This window comes from Paenibacillus sp. FSL H8-0283, from assembly GCF_045040675.1.
Lineage (GTDB): Bacteria > Bacillota > Bacilli > Paenibacillales > Paenibacillaceae > Paenibacillus > Paenibacillus amylolyticus.
Genome location: NZ_CP150295.1, coordinates 1,799,134 through 1,815,483, shown reverse-complemented (window position 1 = coordinate 1,815,483; position 16,350 = coordinate 1,799,134). Strand labels below are relative to the sequence as shown.

Annotated in this window: 15 protein-coding genes; 3 read left to right on the top strand and 12 right to left on the bottom strand. The window is 40.7% G+C overall.

What is annotated here, in order from left to right:
• Positions 1-7: 7 nt before the first annotated feature.
• Complete coding sequence (locus MHI52_RS08175; RefSeq protein ID WP_174806429.1) at positions 8-865, bottom strand: sugar ABC transporter permease; 858 nt, start codon at positions 863-865, stop codon at positions 8-10.
• Positions 866-1,139: 274 nt separating this feature from the next.
• Here MHI52_RS08175 and MHI52_RS08170 point away from each other — a divergent pair, with 274 nt between their 5' ends.
• From MHI52_RS08170 to MHI52_RS08160, 3 genes are all read left to right on the top strand, one after another.
• The gene (locus MHI52_RS08170) at positions 1,140-2,954 is read left to right on the top strand and encodes a histidine kinase (RefSeq protein WP_340983095.1); all 1,815 of its coding nucleotides are present in this window, start codon (positions 1,140-1,142) and stop codon (positions 2,952-2,954) included.
• Positions 2,955-3,163: 209 nt separating this feature from the next.
• Positions 3,164-4,774, top strand: a complete 1,611-nt coding sequence (locus tag MHI52_RS08165) for a response regulator (protein ID WP_340983096.1) — start codon at positions 3,164-3,166, stop codon at positions 4,772-4,774.
• Positions 4,775-5,083: 309 nt separating this feature from the next.
• Positions 5,084-6,766, top strand: coding sequence for an ABC transporter substrate-binding protein (locus tag MHI52_RS08160; protein WP_315373365.1), 1,683 nt, complete (start codon positions 5,084-5,086; stop codon positions 6,764-6,766).
• Between the two features lie 116 nt (positions 6,767-6,882).
• Here MHI52_RS08160 and MHI52_RS08155 read toward each other — a convergent pair whose 3' ends face one another.
• The 11 genes from MHI52_RS08155 to MHI52_RS08105 all read right to left on the bottom strand — a co-directional run bounded on the left by MHI52_RS08155 (position 6,883) and on the right by MHI52_RS08105 (position 16,297).
• A complete protein-coding gene (locus tag MHI52_RS08155; RefSeq protein ID WP_315373366.1) occupies positions 6,883-7,482 on the bottom strand; it encodes a hypothetical protein in 600 nt (199 codons plus the stop codon).
• Between the two features lie 191 nt (positions 7,483-7,673).
• A complete protein-coding gene (locus MHI52_RS08150; protein WP_405158821.1) occupies positions 7,674-7,976 on the bottom strand; it encodes a hypothetical protein in 303 nt (100 codons plus the stop codon).
• A 36-nt stretch (positions 7,977-8,012) separates the two neighbouring features.
• Positions 8,013-8,198 carry an aspartyl-phosphate phosphatase Spo0E family protein gene (locus tag MHI52_RS08145; RefSeq protein ID WP_405158820.1) on the bottom strand — a complete coding sequence of 62 codons (186 nt, stop codon included), beginning with the start codon at positions 8,196-8,198 and terminating at the stop codon, positions 8,013-8,015.
• Positions 8,199-8,621: 423 nt separating this feature from the next.
• Entirely contained in the window at positions 8,622-10,022 is a 1,401-nt protein-coding gene (locus tag MHI52_RS08140; protein ID WP_405158819.1) for a hypothetical protein, read from the bottom strand.
• A gap of 192 nt (positions 10,023-10,214) precedes the next feature.
• On the bottom strand, positions 10,215-10,598 hold the full coding sequence (locus MHI52_RS08135) for a hypothetical protein (RefSeq protein ID WP_405158818.1): 384 nt from the start codon (positions 10,596-10,598) through the stop codon (positions 10,215-10,217).
• A 162-nt stretch (positions 10,599-10,760) separates the two neighbouring features.
• Positions 10,761-11,717 carry an SHOCT domain-containing protein gene (locus MHI52_RS08130; RefSeq protein ID WP_405158817.1) on the bottom strand — a complete coding sequence of 319 codons (957 nt, stop codon included), beginning with the start codon at positions 11,715-11,717 and terminating at the stop codon, positions 10,761-10,763.
• 59 nt (positions 11,718-11,776) lie between these two features.
• Entirely contained in the window at positions 11,777-12,247 is a 471-nt protein-coding gene (locus MHI52_RS08125; protein ID WP_036669369.1) for a hypothetical protein, read from the bottom strand.
• Positions 12,248-12,953: 706 nt separating this feature from the next.
• On the bottom strand, positions 12,954-14,759 hold the full coding sequence (locus tag MHI52_RS08120; protein ID WP_405158816.1) for a serine hydrolase domain-containing protein: 1,806 nt from the start codon (positions 14,757-14,759) through the stop codon (positions 12,954-12,956).
• Between the two features lie 111 nt (positions 14,760-14,870).
• The gene (locus MHI52_RS08115; RefSeq protein ID WP_282318932.1) at positions 14,871-15,245 is read right to left on the bottom strand and encodes a hypothetical protein; all 375 of its coding nucleotides are present in this window, start codon (positions 15,243-15,245) and stop codon (positions 14,871-14,873) included.
• A gap of 104 nt (positions 15,246-15,349) precedes the next feature.
• Positions 15,350-15,985 carry an AAA family ATPase gene (locus MHI52_RS08110; protein ID WP_036610570.1) on the bottom strand — a complete coding sequence of 212 codons (636 nt, stop codon included), beginning with the start codon at positions 15,983-15,985 and terminating at the stop codon, positions 15,350-15,352.
• An 81-nt stretch (positions 15,986-16,066) separates the two neighbouring features.
• The gene (locus tag MHI52_RS08105) at positions 16,067-16,297 is read right to left on the bottom strand and encodes a hypothetical protein (RefSeq protein ID WP_036669362.1); all 231 of its coding nucleotides are present in this window, start codon (positions 16,295-16,297) and stop codon (positions 16,067-16,069) included.
• Positions 16,298-16,350 lie beyond the last annotated feature (53 nt).

Genomic DNA, 16,350 nt, shown 5'->3' with positions numbered 1-16,350 from the left:
CTCCTTTCTAGAAAATTCGGTATCCGGCGAATCGGTAAGCCAGTCGGTAGGAGATCACAATCAGGATCAAACTGATGACGGATTTGAACAGGTTCACCGCGGTAGCGAAACTGAACTGACCACTTAGCAGACCTTCTCTATACACAAACGTATCAATAATATCCCCCTGCTGATATATTAATGGACTATATAAGTTAAAGATCTGGTCAAAGTTGGCGTTGAGCACATTACCCAGTGCCAGCGTTGCGATTACGATCCCAATCGGAATAAGAGCCGGGATGGTAATATAGACCGTTTGTTTCCAGCGTCCCGCCCCATCTACTTCAGCCGCTTCATAAAGTGATGGATTAATGCCGGATAATGCCGCGAGGAAGATAATCGTGTTGAATCCAAACTCTTTCCAGACATCACTTGCAATGACCGTAAATCGGAACCAACTGCCATCCCCGAGGAAGAAGATTGGTTTGATGCCAAAGATCGAGACTAGAAACTGATTTAGAATACCCGTCTGTGCCAGAATGTCGATCAGAATACCAGACAGGGTGACCCAGGACAGAAAGTGAGGAAGATACACAAGCGTTTGAATCGTTCTTTTCAGTGCCATCTTCCGTACCTCGTTGAGCAATAAGGCGAAGACAAACGGAATGATCAGGTTCATGATGATCTTCGTACAGGCAAAGAACAACGTGTTCCACGTAATCTGCAAGAAATAATCATTTTCCCACATGTACCTGAAGTGCTTCAGTCCTACCCATTCGGAATTGAAAAATCCCAGTGCAGGTTTATAATCTTGAAATGCCATCAAAATCCCGGACATCGGAATGTATGAAAATATAAAGACCATAATGGCCGCCGGCAACACCATGAAGTGCAGAATCCATGGCTGTTTGTAGCGTTTTTTTCTCTTTTTATCCAGCTTGTTCCCAACGCTTTCCTGCGGGATCCGCTTACCCTCCAATTTAGCCTCCATAGCGCTTCTCCTGTTCCCAAAAAAAGTTTTTGTGTGTGATCGGGTTCTCTGATATAAATAGTATCAAGCCATACTGAGGTCTGCTATATAACATTGTTAGGCTTGATAGTGTTTTGTTAGGGTATCATCAGAAGAGGTAGTTTACACACGAATTAGAAGGAGACTTTTCATGTATATATGGAAGCGCTTAATGCCTTTTCAAGGTAAAACCAGATCCCCATTCAGTCTTTTTGCCAAAATAAACTTGTTAATTGTGGTCTTGTTCATCCCCATTCTAATCATGTACACCTACTCGAATAACGTCACCTATGATGTCGTCAGCAAAGAACTGCAGATCTCCAACACAAAACAACTTACGTTTCTGTCCAGTCAGATCGACTCCCGCATCAACCAGATGATGGATTTCAGCCTCATTCTCTCCCGAGACCCGAATGTCAGAGCATTCAACGGCCTCAATATGTGGGATGATCGGTATGACCGGATGCAGACCCGTTATGTGATACAAGAGAAGATGACGCTGCAAACCGGCGTTACGGATATATGGCCCACCCGATATGCGGTGCATTCACAGCAGAATGAGGATGTCATCGCCAACTACAATCGAACCACAGGATATGATGAGGAGTATCTGAAAAAAAATATGAGCGGACGATGGACCTATGGGGATCAAGGAGCCGTATCAGAGGATGAACTAAATTCCTTCTATTGGTTCTATACCGATTCCTTGGCACAGCCGGGGATGCTCACGGGAAGCAATCTGGTGATTGAAGCCAGCTTCAGTTATGAGAACATTCAAAATATGCTGGATACGTATAAAGCGGGTGGACAAGGCGATCCTTTCTTGTATCACAAAGGAAATTCACCCATTCTGAATCGCAGCGCGGACAAGCAGTTGTCCGCAGAACTCATTCAGTATCTGGACACGCATTCTCCGGAAGATACTACACAGGATGTCGTAGAGCTGAACGGTAAGAACTATCTGGTTAGCTCCGTGAAGTCCACTTATCTGGATTGGCATCTGGTTGACGTGATTCCACTGTATCAGATTTTGAAACCTATCTCGCTGAGTCAGAATCTGTTCTACACCTGTATGATTTTGCTGCTAGTAGTGGGTATCTCTGCGTCGATCCTGCTGTACCGGAATGTTCAATATCCGATCAAAAAGCTGATCAAAGGTTTACGCCGTGTAGAACAAGGGGACTATTCTGTCCGACTGTATAGCAAAAACCAGAATGAGTTCTCATTCCTGTTCCGCCGATTCAACGATATGTCCCATCAGATTCAGGATCTGATCGAGAATGTTTTCCATGAGAAAATTAGAGCCCGGGAAGCTACGCTGAAACAATTACAAGCGCAGATCAATCCGCATTTCCTATATAATTGTCTAGGTTATATCATCAACATGGCCCAGATGAAGGACGAGCAAGCCGTGGTCTCCATGGCGCATAACCTAAGTGCGTACTATCGCTACACCACCCGTATGGAACGGGAGACGTCGTCGCTACAAGAAGAGATCAAGCTGCTGATCAACTATCTGGATATCCAGAAACTGCGGAATGGTCGCATCGAGTATCACATCGATATCCCAGAGGATATGCTTGCCCAGTCTGTACCACGATTAATGCTTCAACCGATGGTCGAGAATTCCGTGATACACGGCGTGGCCAAGTCCTATTCATCCGGGGAAATCCGAATTACCGGGGAGCGCTTGAATGGTTTTGGCAGAATATACATCGACGACGACGGCCCAGGCTTAAGCCCGGAACAATACGAAGCGCTGAACTTGAAGATGCAGGAACCCTTACAAGAAGAAATGGGCTGCGGCCTTTGGAATACGTACCAACGAATCACGCACCTGTTCGGCAGTCATTCCTACCTCCTATTTGGCCCATCCCCACTTGGCGGATTCCGAACCGAAATCATCTGGGAGATACCAAAAGAGGACACAGATTCCGATAAAGGTAATACCGATAATATACGTTGACTATTTGATTTGAACGAACCATTTACACGTGAACGCAGAGGACAGAAAAAACCTGAAGAAACGAAGTGCTCACCTTTATCCACGGATTTTCACCTTTATAAAAGTGAATCAGAAAATCTGGGGGTAACAGCGATCGGAAGGTTGTTCTGTCATCGGAGTGGCAAGTGTAAATATACCTTTAGTTCAACCACCAAGGGAGACAATACACCATGCAAATGATGATCGTAGACGATGAAGCTCACTGGGTCGATAACCTGTCCATGACCAAGCCCTGGCACACACTGGGGATCGAACATGTGCATAAAGCATACTCGGCACACGAAGCACTTCAAATGATCGACACCCACCCCATCGATATCGTGATCTCGGACATCCAGATGCCTGAAATGACAGGCATTGAACTGATCGAACGCATCCGCATCCGGGACAAAAAAATAAAATGTATTCTGTTATCCGGATATTCCGAATTTGATTACGCCAAAAAAGCCATCCAGTTCGAAGCTGTGGACTATCTGCTGAAGCCGCCAACAGACGATGAATTAATGGGCGCTGTCCAGAAGGCCATTGATCAATTGAACAATGAATGGGAAATGGTCAGTTCACTGACACGAACGCAGTTTACGTTGCGAGAGAATCTCCCCCATTTGCGGGGGCGACTGCTCCTAGGGGCTTTGCAGGGACAACGAATCGCCGCTGCCGAATGGGATCGGAAGCTCGCCAATTACAATCTCCCCTTTCACACCGGGGATGCCGCATTAATGCTGGTTCGTTTGGAAGAAGAATTCGGACACTATGATAGCAATGATCAGACCCTGATCGAATATGCGATCATCAATATGGCGGAAGAGACTATGGGTGAGTTTATGGAAGTGTGGGGCGTCAAGGAGGAGCACGGATATCTGGTGTTTTTGCTTCAGTTGAAAGAACGGAAAGGCGATATTGGGAAAGAAACCATTCTGGAGAAGCTATCGATTCAGCTCCAATCCAAAGTAAAACAGTTTCTGAAAGGCTCCCTCTCCATCGTTATCACCGAGTGGTTCACCTTTCCGGATCAACTTTACGATCGTTTCCGCCAGGCTTCCGCCTATTTCCGGCAGATTGTTGGCGATGAACGCGAATTTGTCATGCGTGTCAGCGATGTCGAGACACCTGCGGCGCAAGGCCCCTTGGACGTGCTGTACACCCCACCCACCTTTATTAGTTTGCTAGAGAGCGGACAATGGGATGCTGCCGAAGAGAAAATACGCGCGGTCTGCGCGGAACTGGATGAGAAATGGTCGGAATCATGGGAGCATTGCATGGAGGCTGGTTTTCTCATTACGGCTTCATTCACCAATATTGCCCATCGGAACAAGCTGACTCTGACCACTTTAATGGGCAATGATGTCGAGGATTTGCAAAGTGGGGAAGTTTTCGCTACCATCAGCAAATTGCGGAAATGGTCGCTCAGTGTGCTGGGCAAACTCAAGGAAGGCACGTCCAACGAGATCAAGGACATCCGTTCCGAGTATGTGAAGAAGATTCAGGATTTTACAGATAAGAACCTGCATCTGGATGTGTCTTTACGTGTACTAGCCGACCATGTTAATCTGCACCCGACCCATTTGTCCAAGATCTATAAGATCGAAACGGGCGAAGGCATCAGTGATTATATCTCGCGTCTGCGTATGGATCGGGCCTGCCACAAGCTGGTCACGACCACCAAAAAAGTGTACGAAATCAGCATAGAGATTGGTTATATGGACCCGGCTTATTTTATCAAAGTGTTCAAACGCCAGTTTGGCGTTACGCCGCAGGAATACAGAGACCAGCACAAATAACATCTTAGAGGTTGTTCAAAAAATCCGCTTTTGATTACGAAGGATGCCTCACGGCATCATCAGCATCGAATATGGAATTCAGCCGAAATGTCCGTTGCTCACGTAGTTTGCCTACGCTCCGCTACTCCATTTCTAGCTTTATCCCATCTTCTCGGTACTGAAAACCGAATTTTTTGAACTTCATTTGAACATTCATTGGAACATTCACTAATAGAGTCCTATGGAAACTAACAAACTCATATAGATGCACTCCCGCACAAATTGGTACAGTTACACTGTAAAGATCATACACCGTAGGGGGATTGAACAATGATCAAATTCAAAAAAACATGGTGGTCACTGATCATGGTTATCGCGCTCATCACGATCACTGCGTGCGGCAGTGGCGAGACAGCCAGTGACAATGGTACCAATAATACACCGGGAACTGTCGGCTCAGCTGAAGCAGAAGCTGCTTTTGCTAAAGGAAAATACGACCCACCCATCGAGTTCAGCTCGGTATTAATGCCGAAGAAATACGTGCAAGGAGATACCAAAGAAAATAACGTACACGATCGCTGGATGCTCGAAACGCTGGGCATGAAGCATAAAGATACCTGGTATCCAGCCAGTGATGATCAGTACAGACAGAAACTTCAACTTGCTGTCGCCTCTGGTGAGAAACTGCCTGATTTCGTAACGGTACCCACCAATGCGGTATTGACGAATCAATTGATCGACTCTGGTCAATTCATCGCCATTGATGAGTTGTTCGACAAGTATGCGAATAAAACGCTCAAGGACCATGCGGCAGCGCATCCCGAGCTCTGGTATCCGTTCACCAAGGATGGAAAGAAATACAATATGCCCATCATGGAGTACACGGATAACGACGATACCCTGCTGTGGCTTAGAGAAGACTGGATGGAGAAGCTGAATCTGGAGGCTCCTAAGACTATCGCAGATCTAGAGAACATCATGGATAAATTCAAAAATGAGAATCCGGATGGCCTATCTCCAAATGAAGTTTTCCCACTCGCAATCTCGCTGAAAAGTAATACGAATACCTGGATGGGCTCGCTCGACTGGTTATTCGGCGCATACGGAACAGTCCAAGAGCAATGGAACAAGGACGCGAACGGTAATCTGGAATACGGCTCTGTTAATCCCGGAGCAAAACAAGCACTTGCCAAGCTCAGTGAATGGATGGAAAAAGGATATATTCATGCCGACTCCGCCCTGTGGGACGAACGTAAAGCAGCCGAAAGCTGGACCAAAGGTGCCGCAGGTATTCTGCCTGGTGCCAACTGGGTTCCAGACTGGCCTGCTCCCGACCTCATCAAGAACTTACCTGACGCCAATTATAAAGCCTATCCCATTCCAGAAGGTCCAGATGGCAAAATCGGAACGAAGTGGCAGAACTCTGGCGTCAACGCGAGCATCATGATCAACAAGGATGCGAAACATCCCGAAGCGATCTTCCTGTACTACAACTATCTGCTCGATAACCTGGCGAACCCCGCTACGGGCAGTGAATACGAACACGGCTTCGCCAAAGGCTACGATTGGGACATCGTAGATGGACAGCCGACCAGTAACAGAGAGAAGATCAAAGACTTCTCCAACGAATTCCCGTTCCTGACTGGTCCGGCCCGTATCCCGGATCTGTATATGAAAACACTCGTGAAACTGGCTAACGGCGAGAAGCCCGAAACACCTTACGAGAAACAAATGGCCGAGTTCCGTAAACCGGAAAACTGGGACGCTGCCAAAGTCGTCATGTCGCAAATCGACATTCGTAAACAAAACTACTTTACTGGCGCTGCAACACCAACCATGGTATCCAAATGGAACCTGCTCCGCCAATCCGAGATGGAAACCTTCAACAAAATCATCTACGGCAAACTGCCGGTTGATGCCTTTGACCAATTCGTCGCCAACTGGAAATCCAATGGCGGAGATCAGATCACGCAAGAAGTGAATGAATGGTTTAAGTCTGTGAGTGCGAAGTAAGGATTGAAGAAGTAACACTAAGTAAAGTAAAGTAAAATAAAAGAATTAAAAAACAAGCCGAAGCGTGCATTGTCATCGCTTCGGCTTGTTTTTCTATATCTAGTTAACCCAGCACTTTATAATACAGGAACTTCAACAGAATCTGTGCCCATAACTCTTTTTCCATCTTTCTCTTCTGATCCGACCTCAATACCAATGTTTAATGACTCAGAGGGGGACATCCCCTTTTTATCTGGACTTAATTCGATCACAATCGTTCCAGTACCTCCGCCATTTGCTATGTAATTTCGTTCTCTCCCAATTTCAATCATTGTGCGCCATGAAGAGTCATCAGAAGAATTCATCCAGGTGGATACATACTCAGCAGGCTTCAACTTCGGTTGATGTTCAGGATAACTGCTGGTGATGCTGGAGACACTCCATTGATCAGGGATATAGAATGCAACACCACCCCAGTCAGCGGGGTCAATCTCTACATGTGCTACTACTTTGATATGATCAATATGCTGCTTCTCACTCTCAACGAATATCGATCCTTGTGTCATTGTCTTTAAATTCGTTGATTTGGCATCCAGATCAAAGTTTTTGACGTGAATGATATTGCCATTAACCACTGGCTCATTGGCTTCATTTTCGTCCGTATTCAAAAAAAGCAGAATAAACACAATCGCAATAAACATGAAGAGTAAGATTAAGTATTTAGATCTTTTTTTCATATAGCCATACCTCACTTTTACCTTTGTTTGTTTAAGCTTAACACATACTCAATGCCCTCCTTTCCTTAATTTAGAATTTGAAAAGTAGAGCATTAAAACCGGAGCCGAAGCGATAGATTCACGCTTCGGCTCCGGTTTTAAAGTTAAGATCGAGGTAGCTTCCCCCTGACTTATGGGTTCGCCTTAGTGGATCAAGCCTCTGTATTGGTCTCCTCTGGTATCGACTGACCCAGCAAGGATACTGTGAGCTGAATGCCATCTCGTAGTCCCTGCATATACAACCTCTCATTTTCTATGCCTTTGCTGACAATATATCGATTCTCCCACTCAGTATATTCAGGTGTTTGCTCGACATCTTTACCTGCAAACAAAGCTTCGAACGCTTCATCTGTTCCTCTACGTACACGACTCAGTTCAGGATCATGCTCAATCCAGGAAGATACCTCTTCCAGTCTTGCTTGAATCGCTCGTTTCATCCACGGTGGAAAATCCATAGTTTCTCCTCCCCTACGCATTATGTACCTCGCTCATCATCGTACAACTCGGTTATGTCTCGCCTTCATTTCACTCACTTGTGCCACCAGTTTATCCACCCTTCGGCTCTGTTCCTGAACCTCCGGATTGTCCCACAACGGAATCGCTTGCTTCAAGGATGCCTCTCCAAGCTGATTAAGCTTGCGCCGTTCCTCTTCCAATAAGTCAAGCAACCGGCTCATACATCCACCTCTCTGATGGGTCTAAACTGCGCCATGTCTTGTTAATGCTAGACGTGAGCAGTCATTTTAATGGAATTATTCATACCCAATGTTGTATACAAATATCTTCGTTTAATTCAAATTATAAGCTAAACCATAATCGCTTTAATGTGGAAATCGAATTAAAAATAAAAAACACCGAAATAAACCTTCGGTGTCAAAATATTAGTCATTCACAGATTAAACTAACAGCAAAAATAAAGGTATTAAATAAAGAGAACTCCCACCAGACTGCAAACACTCGGTTTAGATATCAATCACACCGGGTCTTTCCATCTGGAAAGTCAATATTATCTCGTTCAAGATTGAAAATAATAATGAAGCGGAAACTTTAGATTATTGGGCTGGTGAAGAAACTAGATAAAGTATCCTACAATTCTTATACTATCCTATACTATCTGAATATGAGACATAATTATAATTTGATAGTTTGATAAAACAACAATTTTCATAAATATCCTTCCCTCCACAAGGGCAAGGATGTTCCAATTCAGATTTCTTTTTTTGATGGTATAAATCTTTAAGGTGTCCATTCAACATTTCTCTTTTTTTATTATAAGACTCCCAATTTTTCTTCTCCCTGTCTTCAACTTGATGTTGTTGAACCCGAATCACTGAAAAAATAGTCTTTTTTAATTTTTCTAATAATACATCATTATCGGAACCTTGCTCTAAATTTTCCATGATTTTCGAAAGATTTATATTTGAAAATAGAGCGATATCGTTAATATACCGTTCGATTCTTTCTGATACGAGATCTTTAAACAAGTTAAAAACCCTTTGATGATATTCTTGACTGATAGAATTAAGTCCTGAAAGAGCAATACCAGAACGCCAGTCAACAAAGTCTGTTGTCTGATATTCAGCAAGATAAAATACATCGTTTGGATTTATAGCACCAAAATTTAGCAAGATTGACTCCGGGACCTTCCTACCATATGGATTTTGAATAAATGCAGCAGGAAATTGTTCTTTTACAAATTGAAATACATCCGTATAAGAGTTGACAAGCTCTCCATATTGGAGCATCCTATAGAATTGATGTTGGTGCCTAACTATAAAAACCCCATCAATAATACTAAAATTCGATTCATTGTGAAAAGAATTTTCAGTAAATAACCCACTGTATGGGCCAACTAATGCGCTAATTGGCTCATTAATATAATCATCCCAAACTATAAACAATAGACGAAAATCATTTTTATATTCATCATTTTCGGTATAGGCCTTGAACTTTTCTTCCGCACTCACCAAATAGTCCCTTACTGTTAATACTCTAGAGGTAACTATCTTCTCATTAATTTTCAGAAAATCAAAATTTTCAACGGACAACTGTGAAGTTATTTGAAATCCAGACTGTCTTTGATTAGAATATCGGAATAATTGAGGTGTTTTCACTTCTGCAGCATAAAATAAACCATTAATTACAGACCTAAGTTCAGGATTTTTGTCTGTTTTTTTCTTTCTAGGCTCGGATACAATAAATTTATTATCAGAAACTATGGAAGCACGCATTAGTACATGTATCTCCCCAAATACCTGGATAACCTGTTCAAAATTCTTTTTATTGAAGGAAGCAATTCTCTCAATCATTGTTTCTGCATACCCTTGCATACACTGATCAAGGTTAAATAAAGCTTTACATAGCATAACCACCATTGGATGTCTTTTCCCAGCAATAAATTTATAGGCGTGAACATGAAATTGTAAAAGATGTAGTTCAGAACTTTTAGAATAATCAGGTATCTTACTTTCTAATAATTGAACTATTTCATCATAACCCACTAAGAATACTCCTTTTTATCGTATAATTTATTTATCTCCAGTTCACCTAAGCTTAGCTAGATTCCTTCTATTCTAGAACCTTTTATTATTCATTTTTTCTGGTGGGTAAATGTTGCATAAGAAGCTCCAATATAAATTTCTCTGTTACATTAAACAACCTTAAAAATTATATTTAGGTTGTTTAATCCAGGATTATATTAACTTGGCCGCTTTCCTTATTAATTCAATATGCTCTTTATGAATTTGCTTCAAAGCACTTATCCTTTCCTCCATGATGTATGGTGCATTATGTGATAGCGGATTTAGATTCTCCTTCAAGTTATTATATAGTGTTTTTTTTTCTTGAATTTTCGGCAACACAGGAGCAATTGGTAAAGATAAGGGGCCGTCTCGTTGTGCAAGTTCTTCTGGAGTAACAAAACCGAATTCATTAAAATTATATAATGCCTTATCCATTTCCTCTTGAGTTAGTTCACAAGAACCTTCTGAATCCAAAGTTACTCTATTAAATTCTAGAAGTAATAATTTTGATAGTTTCTTTTCAAACGTCTCATAGTATAGGAAAACTTTGAGCACCTCTTGCCCAGCTAACTCTTTAATAGGCTTAAATTTCTACTATTTTTAGGCTTTGGTACTCTGTGGACTTTCAGATCATTACTTAAATACAACCACCTTGATCCACTCATACATACACTCCAATTGGTGTTATTTTATTATTCAATTATCGAAAAATAATATCTACATATTCAGAAGTTCGTTTTTCTTCTTTTGAAACTCTTCATCTGTAATTACGCCTAAATCCAACAATTGTTTGAACTTTAATATCTCATCGGCCGCACTCTCAACTTTTTTTGCTGGCTCTTCTCTGGTTGCTGAAATTAATTCATCCCATTCCATTTCTTCTCCTGATCCAATATCAATTACTTCTTTCTTGAAATTTTCCATATCATTCACAAAATCTTTTTCTGAATAGTTACTGGCTACTTCAAACAACTCATTACGTAGTCTATTCCCCATAGGCTTCATTGAAGCGTATGTCATTCCTCCTGAAATCACCCCGCCTACTAAAGGGATGGCTTTAGATAGACCCTGGGCAAAAGTTTTTTTAGTAATTTTAACTCCTATTGTGGATGCTACTTTTTTCACGATAGGATAATATATTGTCTTCGTCAAAGCTCTTTGAGGAAGTTTTTTCAACGTTTGCTGTGCCACTTTTGCAGATATTATTTTAAGAGCAGAACTCGCACCGCCCACTCCAAACATTACCCCAAGGAAAATTATTAGTTCTGATTTTACTCTGTCTGAATTTATACCTTGCTCTCCCCACAAATCTTCATGACCAAATAAATATGCCAGTTCCTGGGCCAGTCTTAATGCTACTCCGAAAAATTGTAAAGTATCGGCTGGAATGGTTGCCGCCATTGCAATTCCTCCGGGAAGTCCTGTTGCAAAAGAAATTCCTGTACTCTGTAATGTTCTTTTTTCAATATGACTTTTTGCTAGTTTATTGAGCAAATTAACAGAAATCCCTGCATCAACTGGCCCCTTATCAAGAGCAGCTAGAAGTTCACCACTGCTCACTTTACTCGCTAATATATGTGTCAAAAACTCTTGACGATTTACTTTTACTCCCGGAACTTTTAATGAATTAACTACAATTGCTTCTAGTGAATTTGTATTTTCTTGCTTCGACATTAGTAATCACTCCTGTAATTTTTCTTAATAACCATATAAATTCCTGATTTAATTCCGAACTACTTTGATATACCTGATACAGATTTTTCAAATAGGATTTTAGGGAAGTTATTTAAGGGTATCGATCTTTTATGTTCGGAATTAGCCCCCCTTATTCTAAAACTGCCGCCATCCGGTCTATATATTTCAATCCATTCACTTTCTATTTGGTTTAAGTCAATGCAAGATTCAAATGTTTCAAAATCTACTATACAAACCCCTGTTTCTCCACAAACAAAAATTAGATATGTATTCATTGGGAATTGCTTAAATATTTTCGTAACCTCTACTTGGTGTTCTGGAGTAAACGTGAATCTCCAAGATTTACCCGTTTTTGCAGTATACTTAATGTACAACCCTTTATCATGGTTTAATTGATATGCATGTAATGAATTAATATTAGATATTCTGTTAATCGAAGTGAAGTTCTCATGTTCAGTAATTCCTGCTAATGCTACTCCATGATAAAAAGATCTGTTTGTAATCCTCATGTTATATTCTCCTTTGTAAGGATTTAAGTGATATTATCACCATTTTTTTGTAAATAATTTATTTAGCCCGTTTCGAAACACACTCATGCATAGGTGTGTATAAGATTTATGACAACTAAATAACTTGCCTTCACATACCACTTGATAATGTATTTTCCTGAACTACATACATAATAAACCATTTTGTGACATTTGCGAAGAGTATTTTTTGTGCTATAAGAACTATTTTTAGATCTTTTTGCCTAATCACCAAACAAAAAATCAGTTCTAAGATCTCAAAGAGTAGTTTCAATCTTTCATTTTTTTGTATTATTCAGTTGTACGTGCAGTCCTATGAACAATCAGGTCTAGGATGTAAGACGCAGATCTGTCCCTTTTTTCCAACAGATGAATAGCCATGATATGCCTCAACTAATGAATATTGAACATGTTCCAATCTGCATGCTAATGAACCATTGTAGGAAAATTTACTTGGTAACAGTAGATCATTGAAAATGGTCGTTTGGTTGATGCAGCAAGCCAATGAATGATCTCAATAAGAGCACTGATCAATATTTCTTCGCGCTTCGACTTTGTTTCATACTTAGCGGACAAATAGAAAGACAACAGATCCCAATAAAGAACTGCTGTCTTTGTATCTAATGCGTTTTCATGATTCGTCCTAAAATATCACATGTATATGGAAATCATCCACGCACGATCCACTCTAAACATACAAATTCCATCCCACAACAAAAGCAGCCAATATGAACGCCGAGATGCCAGACATGATGTACATCACCTTTTGCTTTTTGCTGTAACTGTTCTTACGCAGTTTGTACATAAGCAAGCCAAGATACGCCACTGCTAGAACAACATATAGTAGGTTAAACATTATATTGATGCGCAACGAAGAATACGCAGGATAATTCGGAAACCTTAACTTCGTTTGTAGGATGAAAAGATTAAGAAGGAGTGCCACACCTGCAAAATTAATGGCAAGATGATATTTATTTAAATTGGTGGTAGGATTTCCTCGTTTATATAGTTTGTTAAGAAGCATCCGGATTAGATAGCCGATCAAAGCAATTAAACTGAAAATGATGGCTAGCGCAACCGGAATAAGAGATATCTTAAGTAAGTTCACCTTTACATTCGATACAGGCAAGTAATCCATGTAAGGAGTGAAGGAAATTTTCTCAACAACGCCATTATGCTCGACCACATTATAAAGACTACTTAACTCAGCTTTTGAAAATTTGGTTATATCAAGCTGCCTGAATAAATCGGTAAATCTAGCGGCTGGCCGCCGTGCGGATTGAAAATATCCTCCCCCCTCCGAAGTAATAATATTAGAGTTTACGTTATCGCCAAAGATTTCTTTGATAAGCCCATAATAATAAATTTCTTCAAAAGACTGGTTTGTCATGACAACCATCCCAAATTTAGATTCGGGATCAAAGACAAGTTTACTGGAGAATCCTTTTAAATTCCCCTCGTGCATCAGTGTAGGCACCCAGTATTCCATCTCAACGAACCCATGCGCAAATCGCGGAGTAGAAGTACCTTCATAATATAGACTTGTTGACAACATTTCGTTTAACGTATCCATGTTCTTAAATAATACATTGCTATCATCCACAGGTATCAGCGCTGCTAAGAATTTCCCTAAATCCTCTGCTGTTCCAATAGCTGCCCCTGTAGGATAAAACGTAACGTATACTCTGTTCTCAGGGATCAGTTTCAAATCTTTTGTATACCCTTCAATCTCATTCCTTCTATGTACTAGGTCTGGATGATCTTGCCCCGTTGGATGAATTGAAGTGTCATTCATATGAAGCGGTTCGAAAATATGTTGATCGACATATTCATAAAAAGGTTGGCCACTTATCTCTTCCACGATGTAACCGGCTAGACCAACGCCATAGTTTGAATAACCCACGATGCTATTCGGTTTATAGATCTGTTTCGGCTCATTTTTACGCAGCGTTTCTCCTAATTCTAACGTTTCATCCTCGGAGTAATAAAACACCTCGGCCGCTGTTTGATCTTCCCAACCCGCATTATGATGCATCAGGTTCATTAGGGTAATCGGATCATCGTACCTCAGCTTTTTGAAAAATCCCTCTGGCAGATATTCTCTGATATCCGTCTCCAAATCAAGCTTTCCTTGTTCTACAAGCTGCATCACACTCGTATAGACCAACAGTTTAGAGATCGAAGCCCATTCAAAAACAGTGGAGGTATCCGCCTTTCGCTGATTCTCAATATCTGCGTAACCATATGCCTTATTCACAATGGTTTCACCGTCTTTGATAGCCACAACCGAAACGGCAGCGGTACACTTCTCATAGGAGGCAACATAAGCATCAATCGTTTCCTCTAACTTGGATAACGGAATCCTGGATGGTGTAGTCTCAACCTGTTTCTCCTCAGCGTGGGCAGGTACTGCTATTGCCATAATGATAAATATGAATGACAGAACACAAGCGATTACTTTGTTAGCCGTGTGATGTCCACGATTCATCTGCATTAGCTTCTCTCCTTTTATATTAAATATTAATTGAATCTCTTGTTTTCACGTATGCGTTTTCAAAAGAGTCCATATGACTCCAAATTTTTTTCAAATGCAATTACAATCCATCTAGGAGAGAGGCCGAAGAATCTCACCTTTCCAATTAACAATGTTTATTTCTTTATCTTTCAAGAGACACCAATCAATGATTTCACCTATCCATTTTGGCGTGATGATCTCATCGCTCCATTGCGGTGTTAATACTCTTCTGTATCCTATATATTCTGTTGTCCAGCCTTCAAATTCTTCTCCGATGATGACTATAAATGGGGGCTTGTTCTTAATACTGTGTTGTCCCACTTCATAAGTGACGATTAACTTCTTATCCTCAGAAACGATATGTAACTTGATTATTCCTTCATCGTCAATATCCGGTTCAACATACCAATAAAATAATCGATTAGAGCGAATGATTTTACGTTTATATTTTTTTCTTACGCCCATAACCCACCTCATATATTTCTTTTTCTTTGATCGCAGTATTTGGTCAGTTATCCAAGACACAGCTAGAATAGCTTTGAGATCTGATATCAAAAGCCACACTAAGATTAAGGAGTAGTACTCTTGTAAAAATCAATTACTCTATCAAAGATTTCGATCTCTCGTTTTTTTATGTCCGGTAATGTCTCGCTATGCTTTACAATATGATGTATATTATCTGCTACAGTCTCTGCTTTATGAATCCCTACATATCCTGGTACCAGTTCATTAAGATAATGGAAGTATCTCATTTGAGGTTCAATCATGCGCAGATGTTTATCAAAATTTCTTCTGGATCTTGTCTGATCCATCTCCTTTCGCTTGCGCAGCTCATCTTCTTCAGCCCAGAACAGTACATAAGCATCCGGTAATGATATTTCATTCTTCAATAACTTCTCTCTAAAGAAGTTTGCTGTTTCATCTAAAGATAGGTGCTCATAACCATATATCCAGCTGTACCAAATCTTAAATACATCGCCATCCAAAATCACATACTCATGTTGTTGATTCTTCTCATATGCTATATGCCATCTATCGATTTGTCTCTCCAGCAACCACATCATAAGTTCCTTACCGTCAAGTTGAGGAGATTCAAAAAGAAGCCCTGTTTCTGGAACAATAAATGCATCATATTGTGTAGCGAACTGCTGACAAGTGGTACTTTTACCTACAGAACTGGCACCTTCGAGACAAATTATCGTCATTCAATTACCTCCAAATATTACTCACAAAATGATTAATCAACCTTCACTGGCTCTTAAGCGATCATGTTGAATTTCATTAGACTATGTACTGTAGATTTCTTTGATCTTCAGCCAAGTTTCATACCAGAATGTTTTTCTTTTAAGAGGTTTTATTACCTTAATCTCGACTTCTTTTCGTTTCAAATAAACCGTGCCACCCTCTTCAATGAGTCTATCGCCAAATGAAAATACAATATTCTTGCAGTCTTTGTGATACTGGTTCTCTCTTGTTTCTGACCACTCCGCTTTTTCAATAGAATGTCGTTTTCTCATTATTTAAGATCCTCCTTTAAGAAAAACACCACTATTTTCAGCAAAAAGGATAC